The 15,633-nt window shown below is 49.3% G+C and carries 11 protein-coding genes; 5 read left to right on the top strand and 6 right to left on the bottom strand.

Translation table 11 applies throughout. The features are described 5' to 3' along the window. Positions 1-84: 84 nt before the first annotated feature. Both Q320_RS0104460 and Q320_RS18430 read right to left on the bottom strand, forming a co-directional pair. On the bottom strand, positions 85-1,452 hold the full coding sequence (locus Q320_RS0104460) for a DUF1501 domain-containing protein (RefSeq protein WP_027468011.1): 1,368 nt from the start codon (positions 1,450-1,452) through the stop codon (positions 85-87). A gap of 11 nt (positions 1,453-1,463) precedes the next feature. Further along, positions 1,464-3,329, bottom strand: coding sequence for a DUF1800 domain-containing protein (locus Q320_RS18430; RefSeq protein WP_156938977.1), 1,866 nt, complete (start codon positions 3,327-3,329; stop codon positions 1,464-1,466). Between the two features lie 190 nt (positions 3,330-3,519). Here Q320_RS18430 and Q320_RS0104450 point away from each other — a divergent pair, with 190 nt between their 5' ends. After that, positions 3,520-5,799, top strand: a complete 2,280-nt coding sequence (locus Q320_RS0104450) for an alkaline phosphatase D family protein (protein ID WP_027468010.1) — start codon at positions 3,520-3,522, stop codon at positions 5,797-5,799. Between the two features lie 72 nt (positions 5,800-5,871). Here the strand turns inward: Q320_RS0104450 and murI are convergent, their stop codons facing one another. Together murI and Q320_RS0104440 are read right to left on the bottom strand one after the other, a co-directional pair. Next, positions 5,872-6,678, bottom strand: coding sequence for a glutamate racemase (gene murI, locus Q320_RS0104445; protein ID WP_027468009.1), 807 nt, complete (start codon positions 6,676-6,678; stop codon positions 5,872-5,874). A 300-nt stretch (positions 6,679-6,978) separates the two neighbouring features. Further along, positions 6,979-8,631 carry a SulP family inorganic anion transporter gene (locus Q320_RS0104440; RefSeq protein WP_027468008.1) on the bottom strand — a complete coding sequence of 551 codons (1,653 nt, stop codon included), beginning with the start codon at positions 8,629-8,631 and terminating at the stop codon, positions 6,979-6,981. Between the two features lie 172 nt (positions 8,632-8,803). Here Q320_RS0104440 and Q320_RS18425 point away from each other — a divergent pair, with 172 nt between their 5' ends. Further along, positions 8,804-9,646: a fused MFS/spermidine synthase gene (locus Q320_RS18425; RefSeq protein ID WP_156938976.1), complete on the top strand. Its 843-nt coding sequence runs from the start codon at positions 8,804-8,806 to the stop codon at positions 9,644-9,646. Positions 9,647-9,663: 17 nt separating this feature from the next. Then, positions 9,664-9,849 (top strand): hypothetical protein, encoded by a 186-nt coding sequence (locus Q320_RS0104430; RefSeq protein ID WP_027468007.1) that lies wholly within the window; start codon positions 9,664-9,666, stop codon positions 9,847-9,849. 134 nt (positions 9,850-9,983) lie between these two features. Here the strand turns inward: Q320_RS0104430 and Q320_RS0104425 are convergent, their stop codons facing one another. Both Q320_RS0104425 and Q320_RS0104420 read right to left on the bottom strand, forming a co-directional pair. Beyond that, entirely contained in the window at positions 9,984-11,360 is a 1,377-nt protein-coding gene (locus Q320_RS0104425; RefSeq protein ID WP_035852287.1) for a peptide MFS transporter, read from the bottom strand. Positions 11,361-11,427: 67 nt separating this feature from the next. Beyond that, the gene (locus Q320_RS0104420; RefSeq protein ID WP_035852285.1) at positions 11,428-12,129 is read right to left on the bottom strand and encodes a LamB/YcsF family protein; all 702 of its coding nucleotides are present in this window, start codon (positions 12,127-12,129) and stop codon (positions 11,428-11,430) included. A 322-nt stretch (positions 12,130-12,451) separates the two neighbouring features. On the opposite strand from Q320_RS0104420, the gene Q320_RS0104415 reads away from it, so the two are divergent. Continuing rightward, the gene (locus Q320_RS0104415; RefSeq protein WP_035852282.1) at positions 12,452-13,732 is read left to right on the top strand and encodes a cyclic di-GMP phosphodiesterase; all 1,281 of its coding nucleotides are present in this window, start codon (positions 12,452-12,454) and stop codon (positions 13,730-13,732) included. Beyond that, complete coding sequence (locus Q320_RS20590; RefSeq protein WP_051534463.1) at positions 13,729-15,609, top strand: hybrid sensor histidine kinase/response regulator; 1,881 nt, start codon at positions 13,729-13,731, stop codon at positions 15,607-15,609. Before Q320_RS0104415 ends, Q320_RS20590 begins: the two co-directional genes overlap by 4 nt. The last annotated feature ends 24 nt before the right edge of the window (positions 15,610-15,633 follow it).

Genomic DNA, 15,633 nt, shown 5'->3' with positions numbered 1-15,633 from the left:
ATCGGGAGACCGCCATCACATGCATCATTCAAACCGCCCACCGGTTTGAATAGCTTGTTCAACTTTTAAAAAGCACGCTCATCATCAAGCAAAAATCTTGAGCGCATTCGCATCAAAATTTTTCATCGATGGGAGGATCAAATCACGATCTGAATCTGCCGCGCCAAACCACTTCGCGAGATTCCATGCCAATTGATCGGTCGCAAAATCAGGAATCATCCGGCCTTGCCCAATATCATCTGGGCCATCTATCACCGCATCCAGTTTTCTGCCCCAGATTTGCCCGCCTTTGACCGCCCCTCCCATCACAATATGGTGCGAGCCCCAACCATGGTCTGAACCATCGCCGTTAGACGATAAGGTTCTCCCAAACTCTGAGGCGGTAAAAGTCGTCACTTGATTTTGTACGCCCATCGTGACCAAAGAAGCTTGAAAAGCGAGTAAAGCGTCATTAATCGATGTCAACAAAGCGGGATGTTTACTCATCAAATCGTCGTGCAAATCAAAGCCACCAATCTGCACCATAAATACTTGGCGTTTATTACCCAAAGCTGTGCGCGCTGAAATCATTTTTGCGATGGATTTAAGTTGATCGCCCAAATTATTATTCACAGGAAAACCCGTAGGATCAGGCAAGCCAACGTAGGCAGTGGCCAGCGTATCTGTGGTAGCAATACCGCGCTTGCTAATATCGCAATACGCTTTAGCCAATTCATTGCTCTGACCTTGTGTCATTAAGGTCATCAGATCATTGCGTAGCGTTGAGTTGCCCCAACGATTACTGCTACCACCCAATAGCTGAGTCGAAGCACCAGTGCCCATACTAAACGCGGCAGCTTGATTACCACTTAAAAAGACCCGCGACCCGCCAACCATCACGCAACTTAAGGATGAAGTCGTATTGTTACCCATATACAAATCGCCAATCCGCCCGCCCCAACCTTGTCCAGCCCCTTCTGCTGCGCCTGACAACCACACACTGGTTTGATCGTTGTGCGACAGCAATTTAGGCGGCAATGGTACTTTGTTATTTTTGTATTGATCCTTCGTGGTTGGCACAAGTAACGGGCCAATATTGCTAATAACCCCCAACACGCCTTGATCGTACAAACCTTTCAGCCCAGCCCACTCAGGAGCCAGCGCCATTTGCTTGCCAGTGCTATCAGCAACACCCAATGCCGTTGCTACCAAATTTGTACGCGGCACAGCCAATGTTTGCCGAACAGTCGCATACGAAGCATAACTCGCAAGGTCGTAAGGAATTAGCGTGTTGTGGCAATCATTTCCACCTGCCAAAAACACACAAACCAAGGCCTTATAATCCGTAGGAGATGCCGCTGCTACCGCCTCGCCCAAAATAGATAAATTAAGCGCCATCGGCATCGCAACACCTGCAATACCTAGCGCGCTAGCACGGCGCAAAAACTCGCGGCGAGAAAGGTCGTGATCCATTTTTATATCCCTTATTTCAGCAATTGAGAATCTGGTGCAACCAGCACCATCAAAATCGCTGCTTTAACTCGATTTATTAGTTTTGTTTTTAATTTAGCGGGATCAGTATCCGTCGCAGGCATTTTGCTCACGCTGATAATAATAAATTGCTGAGTTGTGCTAGAGAGCTGGCCTGCACCAAGTAATAAATTCAAGTGTGCAACTAAGGCATCCGCTTGGCTTGCCAAAGCAATTTCTACGGCCAAATCCAAACTCAAGCCTGTGGCTTTATCATCTTGGATATACTTTTTTGCGGCATCGTAATAATTGCGCCGGGTAAATGACTGCGGATCATCCAGTAGTGATGCATAGCTATTGGCTTGAATTAACACGCTTTGCTCAGAAACAATCTGCAACTCTGGCGCTGATTTACTTTGGCCGACTAAAGATGAATTGGGCGGTACATAAGCAGGACGGAAAAAATTAAATACACTCGGCGCATTGAGTGGTTGTTGACCAAAGACATTGGCCTGAGTTAGACGCCATTGTCCGTCAGGGCTGGTAAATCCCAATGAACGAATCACGATACCTACGCGAATCATAGGTTCGATCCATTTACCTGCAAACGCACTACTTGAAGATTGACGCGCTTCTGTATCGAGCAAAATCGCCTGCAAAACGGCCTTCAAGTCACCACGTTGCCCTTGTCCATTATTGGCAAATACCGCAGCAATACGCGAAATATAAGCAGGGCTTGGGTTGCTTGTCACAAAGCGTTGAATCAGTTGTTTACCAATAAATGGCCCAACATTGGGATGGTTAAACAAGGTATCGAGTGCCGTTTTTAATGACTCTGTACCATTGGTTCCTGCAGGAATCGTGACGCCAAGAAATTTTTTCTCAAGCAAGGAATGACTCGTCGCATTCAGCACCATAGGCTGGCGCATCAAATTAGCATCAGGATTGCCCGAAACCCAATCCAAGGTCGTGCTCCAGCCCGTAAAGACGCGCGCCAGATTACTGACCATATCTTGGTTATATGTCTCAGCTTCTTTGCCATTAACTAGTCGATTTGAACCATCTGGGTTCAATTCATACAAGCCTATCGTAAATAATTGCATCACTTCACGGGCATAATTTTCATCGGGCCGCCGCCCAGTTTTAGCGTCTTCTTTGCGATTACCTAGCGTACCCAGCATCCGCCCCATCGCGGGATGCAAAGTCACCGCCTCAAGTAATTGCCGAAAATTACCAAAAGCATTTTTTTCCAATAGATCCATATACGCGCACATTGCATGCGCTTTGGCGGGCACATCGACGCCCCCTGAATTCACAACAAACAATTCAGAGAGTGCCAACGTCATTCTTTGACGCAACACATCGGGATAGCTAACAATCCGCTTCCACAGCATATTGTCGATTTGCTGGTTAGTGACCGAATAAGCAGCTGGGTCAGCAATTTTCAACGCTGAGATTTCATCCCAACGCGCCACACCTTGCGGCATTGCAAACTGCGCCTTCAGCCAAGACTCAAAACCATTTTGCATTAAGCTTTGCCGAGCTTTTGCATCACCACCAAACCCCGCCTGCGCTAAAAATCGTGCAGCTTCAGCTTCACTACTGGGCTTAATCGGTGCGAAAGGTAATGATGATGGCGGAGTCGTCGCAGTAGAATTAGTACCGCCCCCTCCAACAACAGTAGGATCAGTCCCTCCAACTACGTTTGGCACACCACCACTCGAATTCGTAGCTCCACCAGCACCAGCACCAGCTCCACCACCACCTCCGCCCCCACAGGCGGCAAGCAGCAAAGTCGCTGATGCCAACGCAGTGCCGAGCAAAGGCGATATGATTTCATCACTTGCATCACTTAAAACTTCACTCTTTAACTGATTCACTTCACACCCCAAAAACATCAGCGGTAAATAATACATGTGATTAAATCTAGTCGAATATAAAAACAATATTAGACTTTATTAATACAGCATAAAAGAAACAGTCAAAAAACTAACCCTTTAGAAATAAAACGCTCGTTTAAATTCCTGTAACAAAGTTCAAGCATGATGGCGCGCTTTCAAGGAGAGCTTTATGGATCGCCGCCAATTTATTCGCCTTGCCGGTTTTATGACCGTCAGCGCAGCCAGCCCACTGCTCATTACTGCTTGTGGCGGTAGCTCGGAAAGTCCAGTCGGTATACCCAGCAGCAGCCCAAGCCCAAGTACATCACCAAGCCCATCACCACTCAAATATCAGTTCCCACAAGGCATTGCCTCAGGCGATCCGCGTGCAGACAGCATTGTGTTATGGACTCGCGTCTTGCCTAGCGATGCCGACCCCATCCTGAGCCAAGCAGCGGCGATGAATAGTCAAATTCAGCTCATGGTATTTGAAGGTGATCCAGGCAATTTAACGGGAGGTACAGCAACATTGACTGGTAAGCCCGTGGCGAATGTCACACTTGCAGCCAGCAGTGAGTGGGATCACAGCGTACGCCACAAATTAACTGGCTTGCAGAGCAATACCTACTATGGGTATCAGTTTATTGTGAATGGCAGCCGCTCAATGATTGGTCGCTTTAAAACTGCGCCAGCTGCGACTGCGGATGTGTCGCAACTCAAATTTGCATTTTTATCCTGCCAAGATTGGAGCATCAATCACTGGGGCGGCTTTAGCCAATTGGTCAAAGAAGACCTCGATTTTATCGTGCATTTAGGCGATTATATTTACGAAACTATCGGCGAAGGGTTTCAAACCGGCCAAGTCGAAGCCAGCCACACCGCGCTCAAACTACCCGACGGGCCATTTAAAAATGGTAAATCCGGCGCACGCTACGCCAATTCTTTGGCCGATTACCGCTCGCTATATAAGCAATACCGCAGCGACCCACGCCTACAACAAGTCCACGCACGCTTTGCAATGATTGCCGTTTGGGACGATCACGAGTTTTCGGATGATTGCTGGGGCGATGCCACGACCTACGATAATGGCAGCTACGATCCAAGCAAAGGCGGCGACAATAAACACGAAACTGCCCGCCGCCGCTCCGCCAATCAAGCGTGGTATGAATTTATGCCCGCTGATATTCGCTTTGATAATAAAGCAACAGGTTTTCAAACCGTTCAGCTTTACCGAGATTTCCAGTTTGGCAAATTAATGCACTTGGTCATGACCGATCAACGCCTTTACCGCGCCGATCATATCTTGCCCGAAGCCGCCGTCGGCAGCGCCAACGGTAGCCGTTATCTAGCGCCGAGCAATATTCTGGCTGCCGCTGAAGCGCAAAAAATGGCGATTGGCAAAGCACAAGGTGATGAGCTAGCACTGGTCTCCATTTTGGGCAAGACCCAGCGTGAATGGTGGAAAAAAACGCTACAAACTTCGCCAGCGCAGTGGAAAGTCTGGGGCAATGAAGTGTCTTTACTGAAAATGCGCTTGGATGCCAGAAAGCTCGCTGGTGTACCAACAGCGTTACAGCAAGACTTTGTGCTGAATGCCGATCAATGGGATGGCTACAACGCCGAGCGCAGCGATTTGCTCAATTTCATCCGCCAAAACAAAATCAATAATGTCGTCGCGATTACTGGCGATATCCATAGTTTTTATGCGGGCGTCGCTCATGCCGATTACAACGCCACGCCACCAAATACACCTGCTTTGATTGATTTGGTGACTGCGGGCATCAGTAGCGATTCTTTCTATCACTACTTTGCGGAAGCGGTGCGCGATCCATCGCTCGCTAGCGCGCAAGCTTTGGTTTTTAGTAACGAAGCCAGTGCTGAACAAATCGCGATTCAGATGCTCAGCGTCGGCATCGCAATGCAAGCCAATGTGCCCGACCCAAGCAATAGCGCCCAAGTGCAAGCTGCTGTTGCTGCGGCAATTCAAGCAAATTGGGTTCCGGCGGCGGCGTTTAAAGCGACTACAGGATTAAGCAACACCGAGATCAATACGTTTAATGATTTACTCGGCGGCGAATTGGGCAAAACGATTGCGACCTTGATTACCACGCTAGCGGCGACGAAAAAATCAGTCGCGGCGCAAACGCTGTATGGTTTTATCGCGCAAAAAATCGCCGCGCAATTGGGCGGAGGAATCAGCGCGGCGCAAATTCCGGCCAACCAAGTGACGCCATTTTTAAATCCGTTTGCTAATCCAAGCACTGGCGCCGCGCCCGTCAATAATCCGTGGATCAAATACGCCGATACTGATGCGCAAGGCTATGCGGTCGTCACGCTCACACCAACTGATTTGCAATGCACTTTCCGCAAAATCAATCCGCTCAACCAAGGTCAATTACCGAGCAGCATTATCGGTAAAGACACTAAGCTAACCGTGCAAGCGGGAATTGTGGATGTAAAAATCAGCTAGTCGATGAATTTCAATGTTCAGGCGTAAAAAAACCAGAGCTGATGCTCTGGTTTTTTTATAAGTAAATACGACTTAAAGCTGCGCCAATTCGATCTTGCCCAAGCTGCGCCCCAAAAATCGCTCGCCTATCGTTTGGAATTTCACTGGCAAATCAGTCACGACAAAGCGATATTCTGGAATCGTATGCGCGGGATTAGCCAAACCACGTGATTGCAAAATCTCCGCCGTTTGGTCGGCAATTGAGAGCGCCGAATCGACCAACTGCATCCGATCGCCACAAATATCCATTAATAACGGCTTAATCAGCGGGTAATGCGTGCAGCCCAGCACCAGCGTGTCGATGGATTCGACGAAAACGGGTTTGAGATATTCCTGCGCAGTTAAACGCGTCACCGCATGATCGAGCCAACCTTCTTCGACCAGCGGCACAAACAATGGGCAAGCCTGTGAATACACACGGAACGCCGGATTGAGCTGATGAATCGCGCGCGCGTAAGCGTTGGAATTAATCGTCGTTGGCGTACCGATGACGCCAATACCGCCCGTTTTAGTATGTGCAACAGCATTTTTCGCGCCCGCTTCAATGACATCAAGCACCGGAACTTTGGCACTAGCGCGTACTTTATCCGCCGCCACCGCCGCCATCGTATTGCAGGCAATAATCAGCATTTTGACTTCTTGTTGCTGCAAAAAATCGGCAATTTGCTGGGTGTAATGCTCAATCGTCGCCACCGACTTCACACCATAAGGCACGCGTGCGGTGTCGCCAAAATAGATGATATTTTCAAACGGCAATCTATCCATCAGCGCCCGCACGACGGTCAGACCGCCAACACCAGAATCAAAAACGCCAATGGGATGCGAAGGAAGGGAATTCATACGTGCCTGAGTGAAGTCGTGCCAGAAGGACGGAATTCTACTCTGAGTTAAATGACGTCGCGGCGAAAATTTGCCGAAACTTAAGCAATAACAGAGAAGCTCGAATCATCCATCCCAATCACCATCAATGAACCATCAAAAATGAAGAAACAAACTGTAACGCCAACACAAAGCCTGAAATTTAAATCAATTAAAAAATGAATATTTGAACCTACTGCGATCCTGTTTTCATTTAGCGATCAGCATACTCAATGTAGGAGCAGGTATTTAAATATAGCCCTTATTTAGCATGGCTCACAATTAAACACCCTCACTCATCACATCCGAACGAACTACGGCACTCGCCAAATCCACGCAATAATTCTCAGCACCCAAAGTACTCAGCACGCCAGCGCGCTGTAGTTTGCCCATCACCAGAGGATTGGCCTCACACAGCAGCACTTTGACGCCGCGCCTTTGTAACTCACTAATGGCCTCATCCAATGCCTGCAAGCCCGTCATATCAACAAAAGGCACGCGCAACAAACGGATCAGCACGATTTTAGGATCGGTATGTGTTTGCGCCAGCGCGCGTTCGAAATTCTCCACCGCACCAAAGAAAAATGGTCCTTCAATCGCATATACCAACACGCCTTCGGGTAATTTCATCAATCCTTGTTGAATCAATTCAACGCCGATTTGCCGCTCATCTTGCGCCAGAACTTCAACTGACATCGACATTCGGCGCAAGAAATGCAGCGTCGCCAAAATCACGCCGATATTTACCGCCACCACTAAATCAGCAAACACCGTGAGTACAAAGGTAATCAGCAAAATCGCCACATCGGCACGCGGCGCGTGCGTCAGCATGCGTAGAAAATGCTTCACCTCGCTCATATTCCACGCCACCATAAACAAAATCGCAGCCAGTGCCGCCAGTGGAATCGACGCGGCTAACGGCGCTAAAAACAAAATAATTAGCAGTAAAGTGATCGCATGAAAAATCCCTGCCAGCGGGCTGGTGCCACCGTTGCGAATATTGGTCGCGGTGCGCGCAATCGCGCCCGTGGCAGCAAAACCGCCGAACAGCGGCGTAATGATGTTCGCAATACCCTGCCCGACCAACTCTTGATTGGAATCGTGCCGCGTGCCGGCCATGCCATCGGCGACGACCGCAGACAACAGCGATTCAATCGCCCCTAACATCGCAATCGTAAATGCGGGGCCGATTAAGCTAATGAGCTGGCTGGCGCTAAACTGCGGCACGGCAAACTCAGGCAGACCTTGCGGAATACCGCCAAAAGCCGAACCTATCGTCGCTACACCGTCAAAATGAAACAACGCTTGCAAGCTCGTCGCGACGACCATCGCCAATAAAGGACCAGGGATTTTTTTAAGATGATGGATTTTCGGCGTCGCCAGCAAGAGTAATAAACTCAATGCAGCAATACCTGTTGTCGCGAGATGAAGTTCAGGCAGCACTTGCAGCGTGTGCCAGAATTTTTCATGAAAATGCTCGCCTGTCACTTTCGGCAGCCCCAAAAATGCGCCCCACTGCCCAATCCAGATAATCACGCCTATCCCTGCGGTAAAACCCACAATGACCGGCGCAGGGATAAATTTGATGACGCCGCCCAACTTGGCTAAACCAAGCAGCAACAGAATCACACCCGCCATCATCGTCGCAATTTGCAAACCAGCCACGCCGTATTGCGCGGTAATGCCCGACAAAATGACAATAAACGCGCCGGTTGGCCCCGCAATCTGCAAGCGGCTACCACCAAAAATCGACACCAAAATGCCTGCAATAATTGCGGTATAAATGCCCTGCTCGGGCTTTACGCCCGATGCAATCGCAAACGCCATCCCCAAAGGCAAAGCAACGACACCGACAATTAGGCCTGAAACTATATTGGGCAGCCAATGCTCTTTAGCGAGTAAACCCGCCTTTTTCGCGGCTAAAAGGGCAATCACAGTTCGTTCTGCCTAATGTGAAATGGATAAATTCAGTTTAGGTGAGCTTGAGCAAACTTTTCTGCCTTAGATCACAGCAAAGCACTTCGCCATACAGCGCAGCGACGATGCCAGAACAGTTTTGCAGCAACCCTTACTTACTTTATTTTCTTAACATGCGATGATGTCGCCCTTGCTCAATCCTGCCGTGCGACTTTGCGTGACTTCTACTGATTCCCCCTCTTTTGCTGATTTATTCGCTGAAACCTTGAGCGGCAAGCCTTTTGTTTATGAAGAAGGCGAAGAGGTTTCGCTGATGTTTGATCTAACGACCGTACAAAGCCGGATGAAACGCAGTGCACCGCAAGATCTTGTGCTTGGGTATACACGCTCAATGCTTGCCTTTCATTTGCTACAAGCCAATACCCAGCATATCGGCATGATAGGTTTGGGCGGTGGCTCACTGGCAAAATATTGCCATCACTATTTGCCACAAAGCCACATCAAAGTCGCCGAAATCAATCCAGGTGTCATTGCGCTGCGCGATCGTTTTGCGATACCAGAAAATGATGCTCGCCTGAAAATTGAATGCATCGACGGCGCAGTCTGGCTAAAACAACATCGACAGCCAATGGATGCTTTACTGGTCGACGCGTATGGCAAAGACGGCATGCCGGAAAGTTTAGCCACCGCACAATTTTTCGACGATTGCCGCGCCGCGCTCGCGCCCAACGGCGTGCTGGTCGTTAATCTATGGGGTAGTGACGCACGCTTTGATAGTTATTATCAGCGCATCCGCACTGTATTTGATGGCTCGGCACTGGCGATTGGCGCCGATGGTTGTGCGAATCGTTTGGTGCTGGCGATTAATAGTCGCAACTTCCCACCACCGATCCGCCCGATTATGCAACGCGCCCAGCAGATCGCCGCTACGCATAGCGTCGATATGCCCGCGCTCGCTCGCCGAATCGAGCGCGCACTGCGCAATCCCGACGGATTAGAGCCAGCGAATCGGCACGTTGAAGGGCGCGGCTAGAACTAGTGCACCATGTGATGGTTTGCTTTCATATTAATAGTCGCAACTTCCCACCACCGATCCGCCCGATTATGCAACGCGCCCAGCAGATCGCCGCTACGCATAGCGTCGATATGCCCGCGCTCGCTCGCCGAATCGAGCGCGCACTGCGCAATCCCGACGGATTAGAGCCAGCGAATCGGCACGTTGAAGGGCGCGGCTAGAACTAGTGCACCATGTGATGGTTTGCTTTCATGGGCAAGCCTGCTCCCACAAATACATTCTGAACTAACTACGCCATCAAACTTAATATGACTGTATTGACCTGCAGCCATTGATTAACAATGGCTAGCAATCATTACCTAACACCATGCATCATTTTCTGTAATGGCTTGCTGGCGAGTAATAGCAATCCACCCGCCAATAATGACATCGCGACAAACAGCATAAAGAATTCATGCAAATTGCTAATCGTGAAGCCAAGGAATGTAGGGAAAGGTCGGCCGACTTCGGGATAAAAACCAGCCAATACGCCCGCAAACCAGTTCGCGGCGGCGTTAGCCAAGAACCACACCGCCATCAGCAAAGAAGCAAAGCGCGCTGGCGCGAGTTTATTGACTAAGGAAAGACCAATCGGCGACAAACACAGCTCACCCATCGTATGCAGCCAATACATGGTCACCAGCCACAGCATCGAAACTTTCATCCCGTCATCAATGCCTTTCACGCCAAAAGCAATGACCATATAACCCAACCCTAAGAAAATCAGACCCCACGCCATTTTGGTGGGTGACGAAGGCTCTTTGCCGCTCGCAGACAAGCTCATCCACAGGCGCGCCATAATCGGCGCAAAAATCAGCACAAACACGGGATTGAGCGATTGAAACCATGATGCTGGCACTTCAAAACCGAAAATCACGCGTTCTGTCGATTCGCGAGCAAAGAAGGTCAACGACACGCCGGCTTGCTCAAAAGCCGACCAAAAGAAAATCACGAAAAATGACAACACGCCAATCACGGCCATGCGCTGAATATCAATCGTGGACAAAGACACATCGACTTGGTTTTTTTCGGCGGCAGTGAGGCGCTTAGGTGGCAAACCCAGCGGCGCGCCAGTAGGTGAAATTAAATGCTTGGCTTTGAAAATCTGAAACACCAGCAAAGACATCAGCATTCCGACCCCTGCGGCCAAAAAGCCCCAGCGAAAATCCGCCGGATTTCCCGTATCGCCCAAGCTACCGCAAATCAGCGGCGCGGCAAACGAGCCTAAATTAATCCCCATATAGAAAATCGTATATGCGGAATCTTTACGATGATCGTTCGGTGTATATAACTGCCCCACCATCGTCGAAATATTCGGTTTAAAGAAACCATTTCCCAAACAAATCAGCGCCAGCCCGGAATAAAGCAGCGGCAAAGCAAGCGGTAAATGGGTGTAGTACGATCCTGCGGCAAACAGCGTAAATTGCCCCGCCGCCATGAGCGCACCACCCACTAAAATAGAGCGGCAATTGCCCCAGTAGCGATCCGCAATATAGCCGCCAATCAGTGGCGTTAAATACACCAGCCCAGTGTATTTTCCATATAAAGCGGAGGTGAATTGTTTATCAAATGACAGCGCCGAAATCATAAATAAGGCCAATAAGGCCCGATTGCCATAGTAGGAAAATCGCTCCCACATTTCAGTCGCAAAGAGAAGGTAAAGGCCGCTGGGATGGGCTTGCTTAACTGACATAGGGATAGGCTATTGAAATGTAATTATGCATTTACCTTAACGCATCAAACCCGCATTTGACTAGCGCTTAACTCGGGTTTACAGCAAAATTCACGCCGTTTTCCTGTAAATACTGACGAATCGCAAATGTTTGCTGCAATCCATTGCGCTGATCTCCGTGTATGCAAAGTGACTGCACTTGACCGACTAAGCTTAAGGCTTGAATTTGAATTTCGGCCAAGTCACTCAATACGGCCTTCGGCTCAGCGAGCGGCATCAGCGTACCATCGGGCAAATAAGCGCGGTCGGCAAAGCCTTCACTAATCGTTGCGAGGCCACGCGCTTGAGCGGCTTCAATCAGGCAACTTCCTGCCAAAGCCATCACCGCCAAATCAGGGTCAATTTCATAAATCAGCTGTGCAATCTGATCCGCCAACACCGGATTAACCATCGCATCGTGATACAAAGCGCCCTGCGGCTTCACATAGGCGACTGAAATGCCATCTTCAATACACACCGCTTTTAAAGCCCACAGTTGCGCGGTCAGGCTAAATACCAGTTTCGAAGGTTCAATCACCATCGAGCGGCGTCCAAAATGCGCTCGATCCGGGTAGCTAGGATGAGCGCCAATTCGCACGCCATGCTGATGCGCTAAATGCACTGCAGCACGCATTGAGTCCACATTTCCCGCATGCCCACCGCAAGCAATATTAGCGGATGTAATTAAGGGCATTAACTGCGAATCAAAATCGCCCCCTTCACCCAAATCTGCATTTAAATCAATGAACATACTATCCTTTGGATTTTTCTCAACCATGCTGTTCGCGTAAAGCGAACACGGCTTGCTCGACCTGACAAATTGTAACTGATTGCCAGCGCGGCATTACCCTGCCCGCCATTAGTCAGCACAAAATCACCGTGTAATGAGCGACTAAATTTCGGTGGTTTTGTGCATCGCACCAGCAGGCACGCTTGCTGGCGCGCACACCTTACAGAACCAGCGCCGCCCCGCACTAGGGGTAAGTTGTATTTATTCCAATGAATGCACTCTGTCTGCAGATTTTTTCAATAAATTAGCCATAATCATAAGATTAATTCACGACTTAAAACTTATGACCCTCGACGAAACGGCTCATTTCATTCATCCCGATCAATTGCAAATCGGCTTGTTTATTCATCTGGATTTACATTGGATGGAGCATCCGTTCACGTTTGGCAGCTTTAAAATCAAATCCATCGATCAAATCGATACGCTAAAAAAGCTGGGCCTCAGTCAAATTCGTTATTCCCCCACTAAAAGCGATGCACAACCCCTTGCCGTACCTATCGCCACAATCGCAGACATCACCGTAGCCGAGCCAGAAATCGTCGCCGATCCGGCCTTGTTGGCACTACTGGCTGCCAAACGCCAACGGTTAGAGCAGCATGAGCGCCGTCAAACGCAACTGGCGGCGTGTGAAAAAGAATTTGGTTATGCCGCCAAAGTCGTTCGCAACATTAGCTCGCAAATTCATACTCAGCCCAAAGAAACCGTTGCGGCGGCAGATCAACTGGTCGGGAAAATGCTCGATTCTTTATTGTCAGACAGCGACATTGCCATCCATTTAATGAACGGCAAAGTTGCCGGTGATGATAATTACTTCCATTCACTGAATGTATCGGTGCTGGCGCTGATGCTAGCCCGCGAAATGAAACTCTCGCGTGAGCAAATACATACACTCGGCTTAGCCACATTATTTCATGACATTGGCAAAAGCGAAGTACCCGATCGGATTTTACTCAAAACCGACGGACTCAACCGCGCCGAGCAAGCGATTATCGAGCAGCATTGCCAATGGGGTGTTGAAGCTGGGCATCGCGCAGGGCTAGATGTGACGGTATTGAAAGTGATCGCACAGCATCACGAACTATGCGACGGCAGCGGTTATCCGCATCGGCTGTCAATCGATAAAATCGATCCACTGGCGCGCATTGTGTCGCTGGTCAATACCTACGACAACTACTGCAATAAAACCAATCCCGCCCAATCGCTCACGCCACACGAAGGTTTGGCGCTGATGTTTGCCCATCAAAAAGCTAAATTTGATCCCGTACCGCTCAATCACTTTATCAAATGTCTCGGCGTTTATCCGCCCGGCACCTTGGTGATGCTATCGAACGAATGCTATGGCTTGGTGGTGTCGGTCAATGCATCGCGACCACTCAAACCGCAAGTACTGGTGTATGACAATGACAACGGAAAAAGCGAAGCCGTGGTACTCGATCTTGAGTTTGAAAAAGGATTAAACATCAGTAAATCGCTCAAAATTGCTCAATTGCCACGAGATGTGGCGCTTTATTTAGCGCCAAAAAAACGCATGACGTATTTCTTTAGCCCGAGTGAACCAGTATGACGCTCCCTGCCCTCTTACTGGATGCCTGCGCTACCGCCGTGCTAGCTGTTACGCCGCACGATGGCATTATTATTGCAGCCAATACCGCCTGCGAAGAATTGCTCGGCTACTCGCCAGACAATTTGCAAGGGCGCGCCATTACCGATATCGAAGTCGGTTTACAGGATTTGTTTTTCTGGGAAGAACTCCGCGAAGGCGGTAGCCATACCGTCAGCAATGTAGAAGGCGAATATCGCCATGAAAATGGCCATTTTCTGCAGGTGCGTAAAACCATCCGCAGCATCGAATGGGCTGGCCAACTCTTGTGCGTGATTTCGGTCAATGACATTAGCCATGCAAAACGACTCGAAGCAGAAACCGCCCTGAGTGCTTCGCTACTGGCTGCCACACTGGAATCCACTGCCGATGGGATTTTGGTGACCGATTTAAACGCTCAGATTCGCAACTTTAACCATCAAGTCCCACAAATCTGGCAATGGCCGATTGAAACAGGGCTTGCCGCTGAATCGCTGTTTCAACACATCGAGAGCCAGTTATTCGACCCCGCGCAATTTCGAGATTGGCTGGATGAGCTATACAACGATCCTTATCTGGAATCGCAGCACAGCTGCGCGCTACGCGATGGCCGTTTTTTCGATATCAGCAGCCGACCACAACGACTGGGCGAAACACCTATCGGACGAATTTTGGGCATGCATGATATCAGCATCATCAAACACAGCGAAAACGCACTACGCGTCGCACACAATGCCGCGCAAGCCGCCAGCAAAGCCAAATCAGACTTCCTGTCGCACATGAGCCATGAGTTACGCACACCATTGAATGCGATTTTGGGCTTCGCACAAATTATCAGTGCAGACTCAGAAAATAATCAGCGTGAATTGGGCAACTACATCGGCAAAGCGGGTCGACACTTGCTGGATTTAATCAATGAAGTGCTGGATTTAGCCAGTATTGAAGCAGGGAAATTGGTGCTGCGCGATGAACCCGTTGATTTGGCGCTCATTATTCAAGACTGCCTTGAATTGACGCAAACACTGGCGATAGACAAAAACGTCACACTCTTGCAAACCCAGATGCCTGCCGCACGATTTATTGTACAAGGCGATGCTCGGCGGATTAAACAGATTCTGCTTAATTTTGTCAGCAATGCAATCAAATACAATCGCCAGCAAGGCACAGTGGAAATGACCGTTACCCATGCTAAAGCGGATACTTGGCGGCTCATGGTGAGCGACACTGGGCGCGGGATTAGCACAGACGATCAAAGTAAATTATTTCAGCCGTTTAGCCGTGTAGGCAATCAAACCGACAATATCGAAGGGACTGGAATTGGCTTGGCTTTCACGCAAAAACTCGCCGGATTGATGCACGGCGAAGTCGGATTTAGCAGCACGCTCAATGTGGGTAGCCGCTTTTGGATTGATCTACCTTGTGCGCAAGGCATTACGCAAGCAAGTCCACACAGCACTGCGATTCAATGCGGCGAAGGGAAGCGGCATATTTTATATATCGAGGACGATCTGCTCTCGCAAAAATTAGTCACGACGATTTTTAGCAAGCAGCGCCCCAATTACACCGTCACGATTGCGGGCAATGGTGCCGACGGTTTGGCACTCGCACGGCAAATACCGCAACCCGATTTAATTTTACTGGATCAACATCTGCCCGATGCCAGCGGCGTCGCTATTTTAGAGCAACTCAAACTCAGCGACCGCACACGTGCGATTCCGGTCATTGCACTATCGGGTGACGCCCTTGAAGAAGACATTCAAAGCGCACTCACACTTGGATTTGATGCCTACATCACCAAGCCATTCGACATCAAGGTCACGCTACCGATCATTGATAAACTGCTTGGCAATACACTACCTTAGTATTCATTTGTAGATCTTAATAAA

Origin of the sequence: Deefgea rivuli DSM 18356, assembly GCF_000620145.1 — a bacterium.
GTDB classification, from domain to species: domain Bacteria; phylum Pseudomonadota; class Gammaproteobacteria; order Burkholderiales; family Chitinibacteraceae; genus Deefgea; species Deefgea rivuli.
The sequence above is the reverse complement of the archived record's forward strand: the minus strand, read 5'-3'. Positions and strand labels throughout refer to the sequence as shown.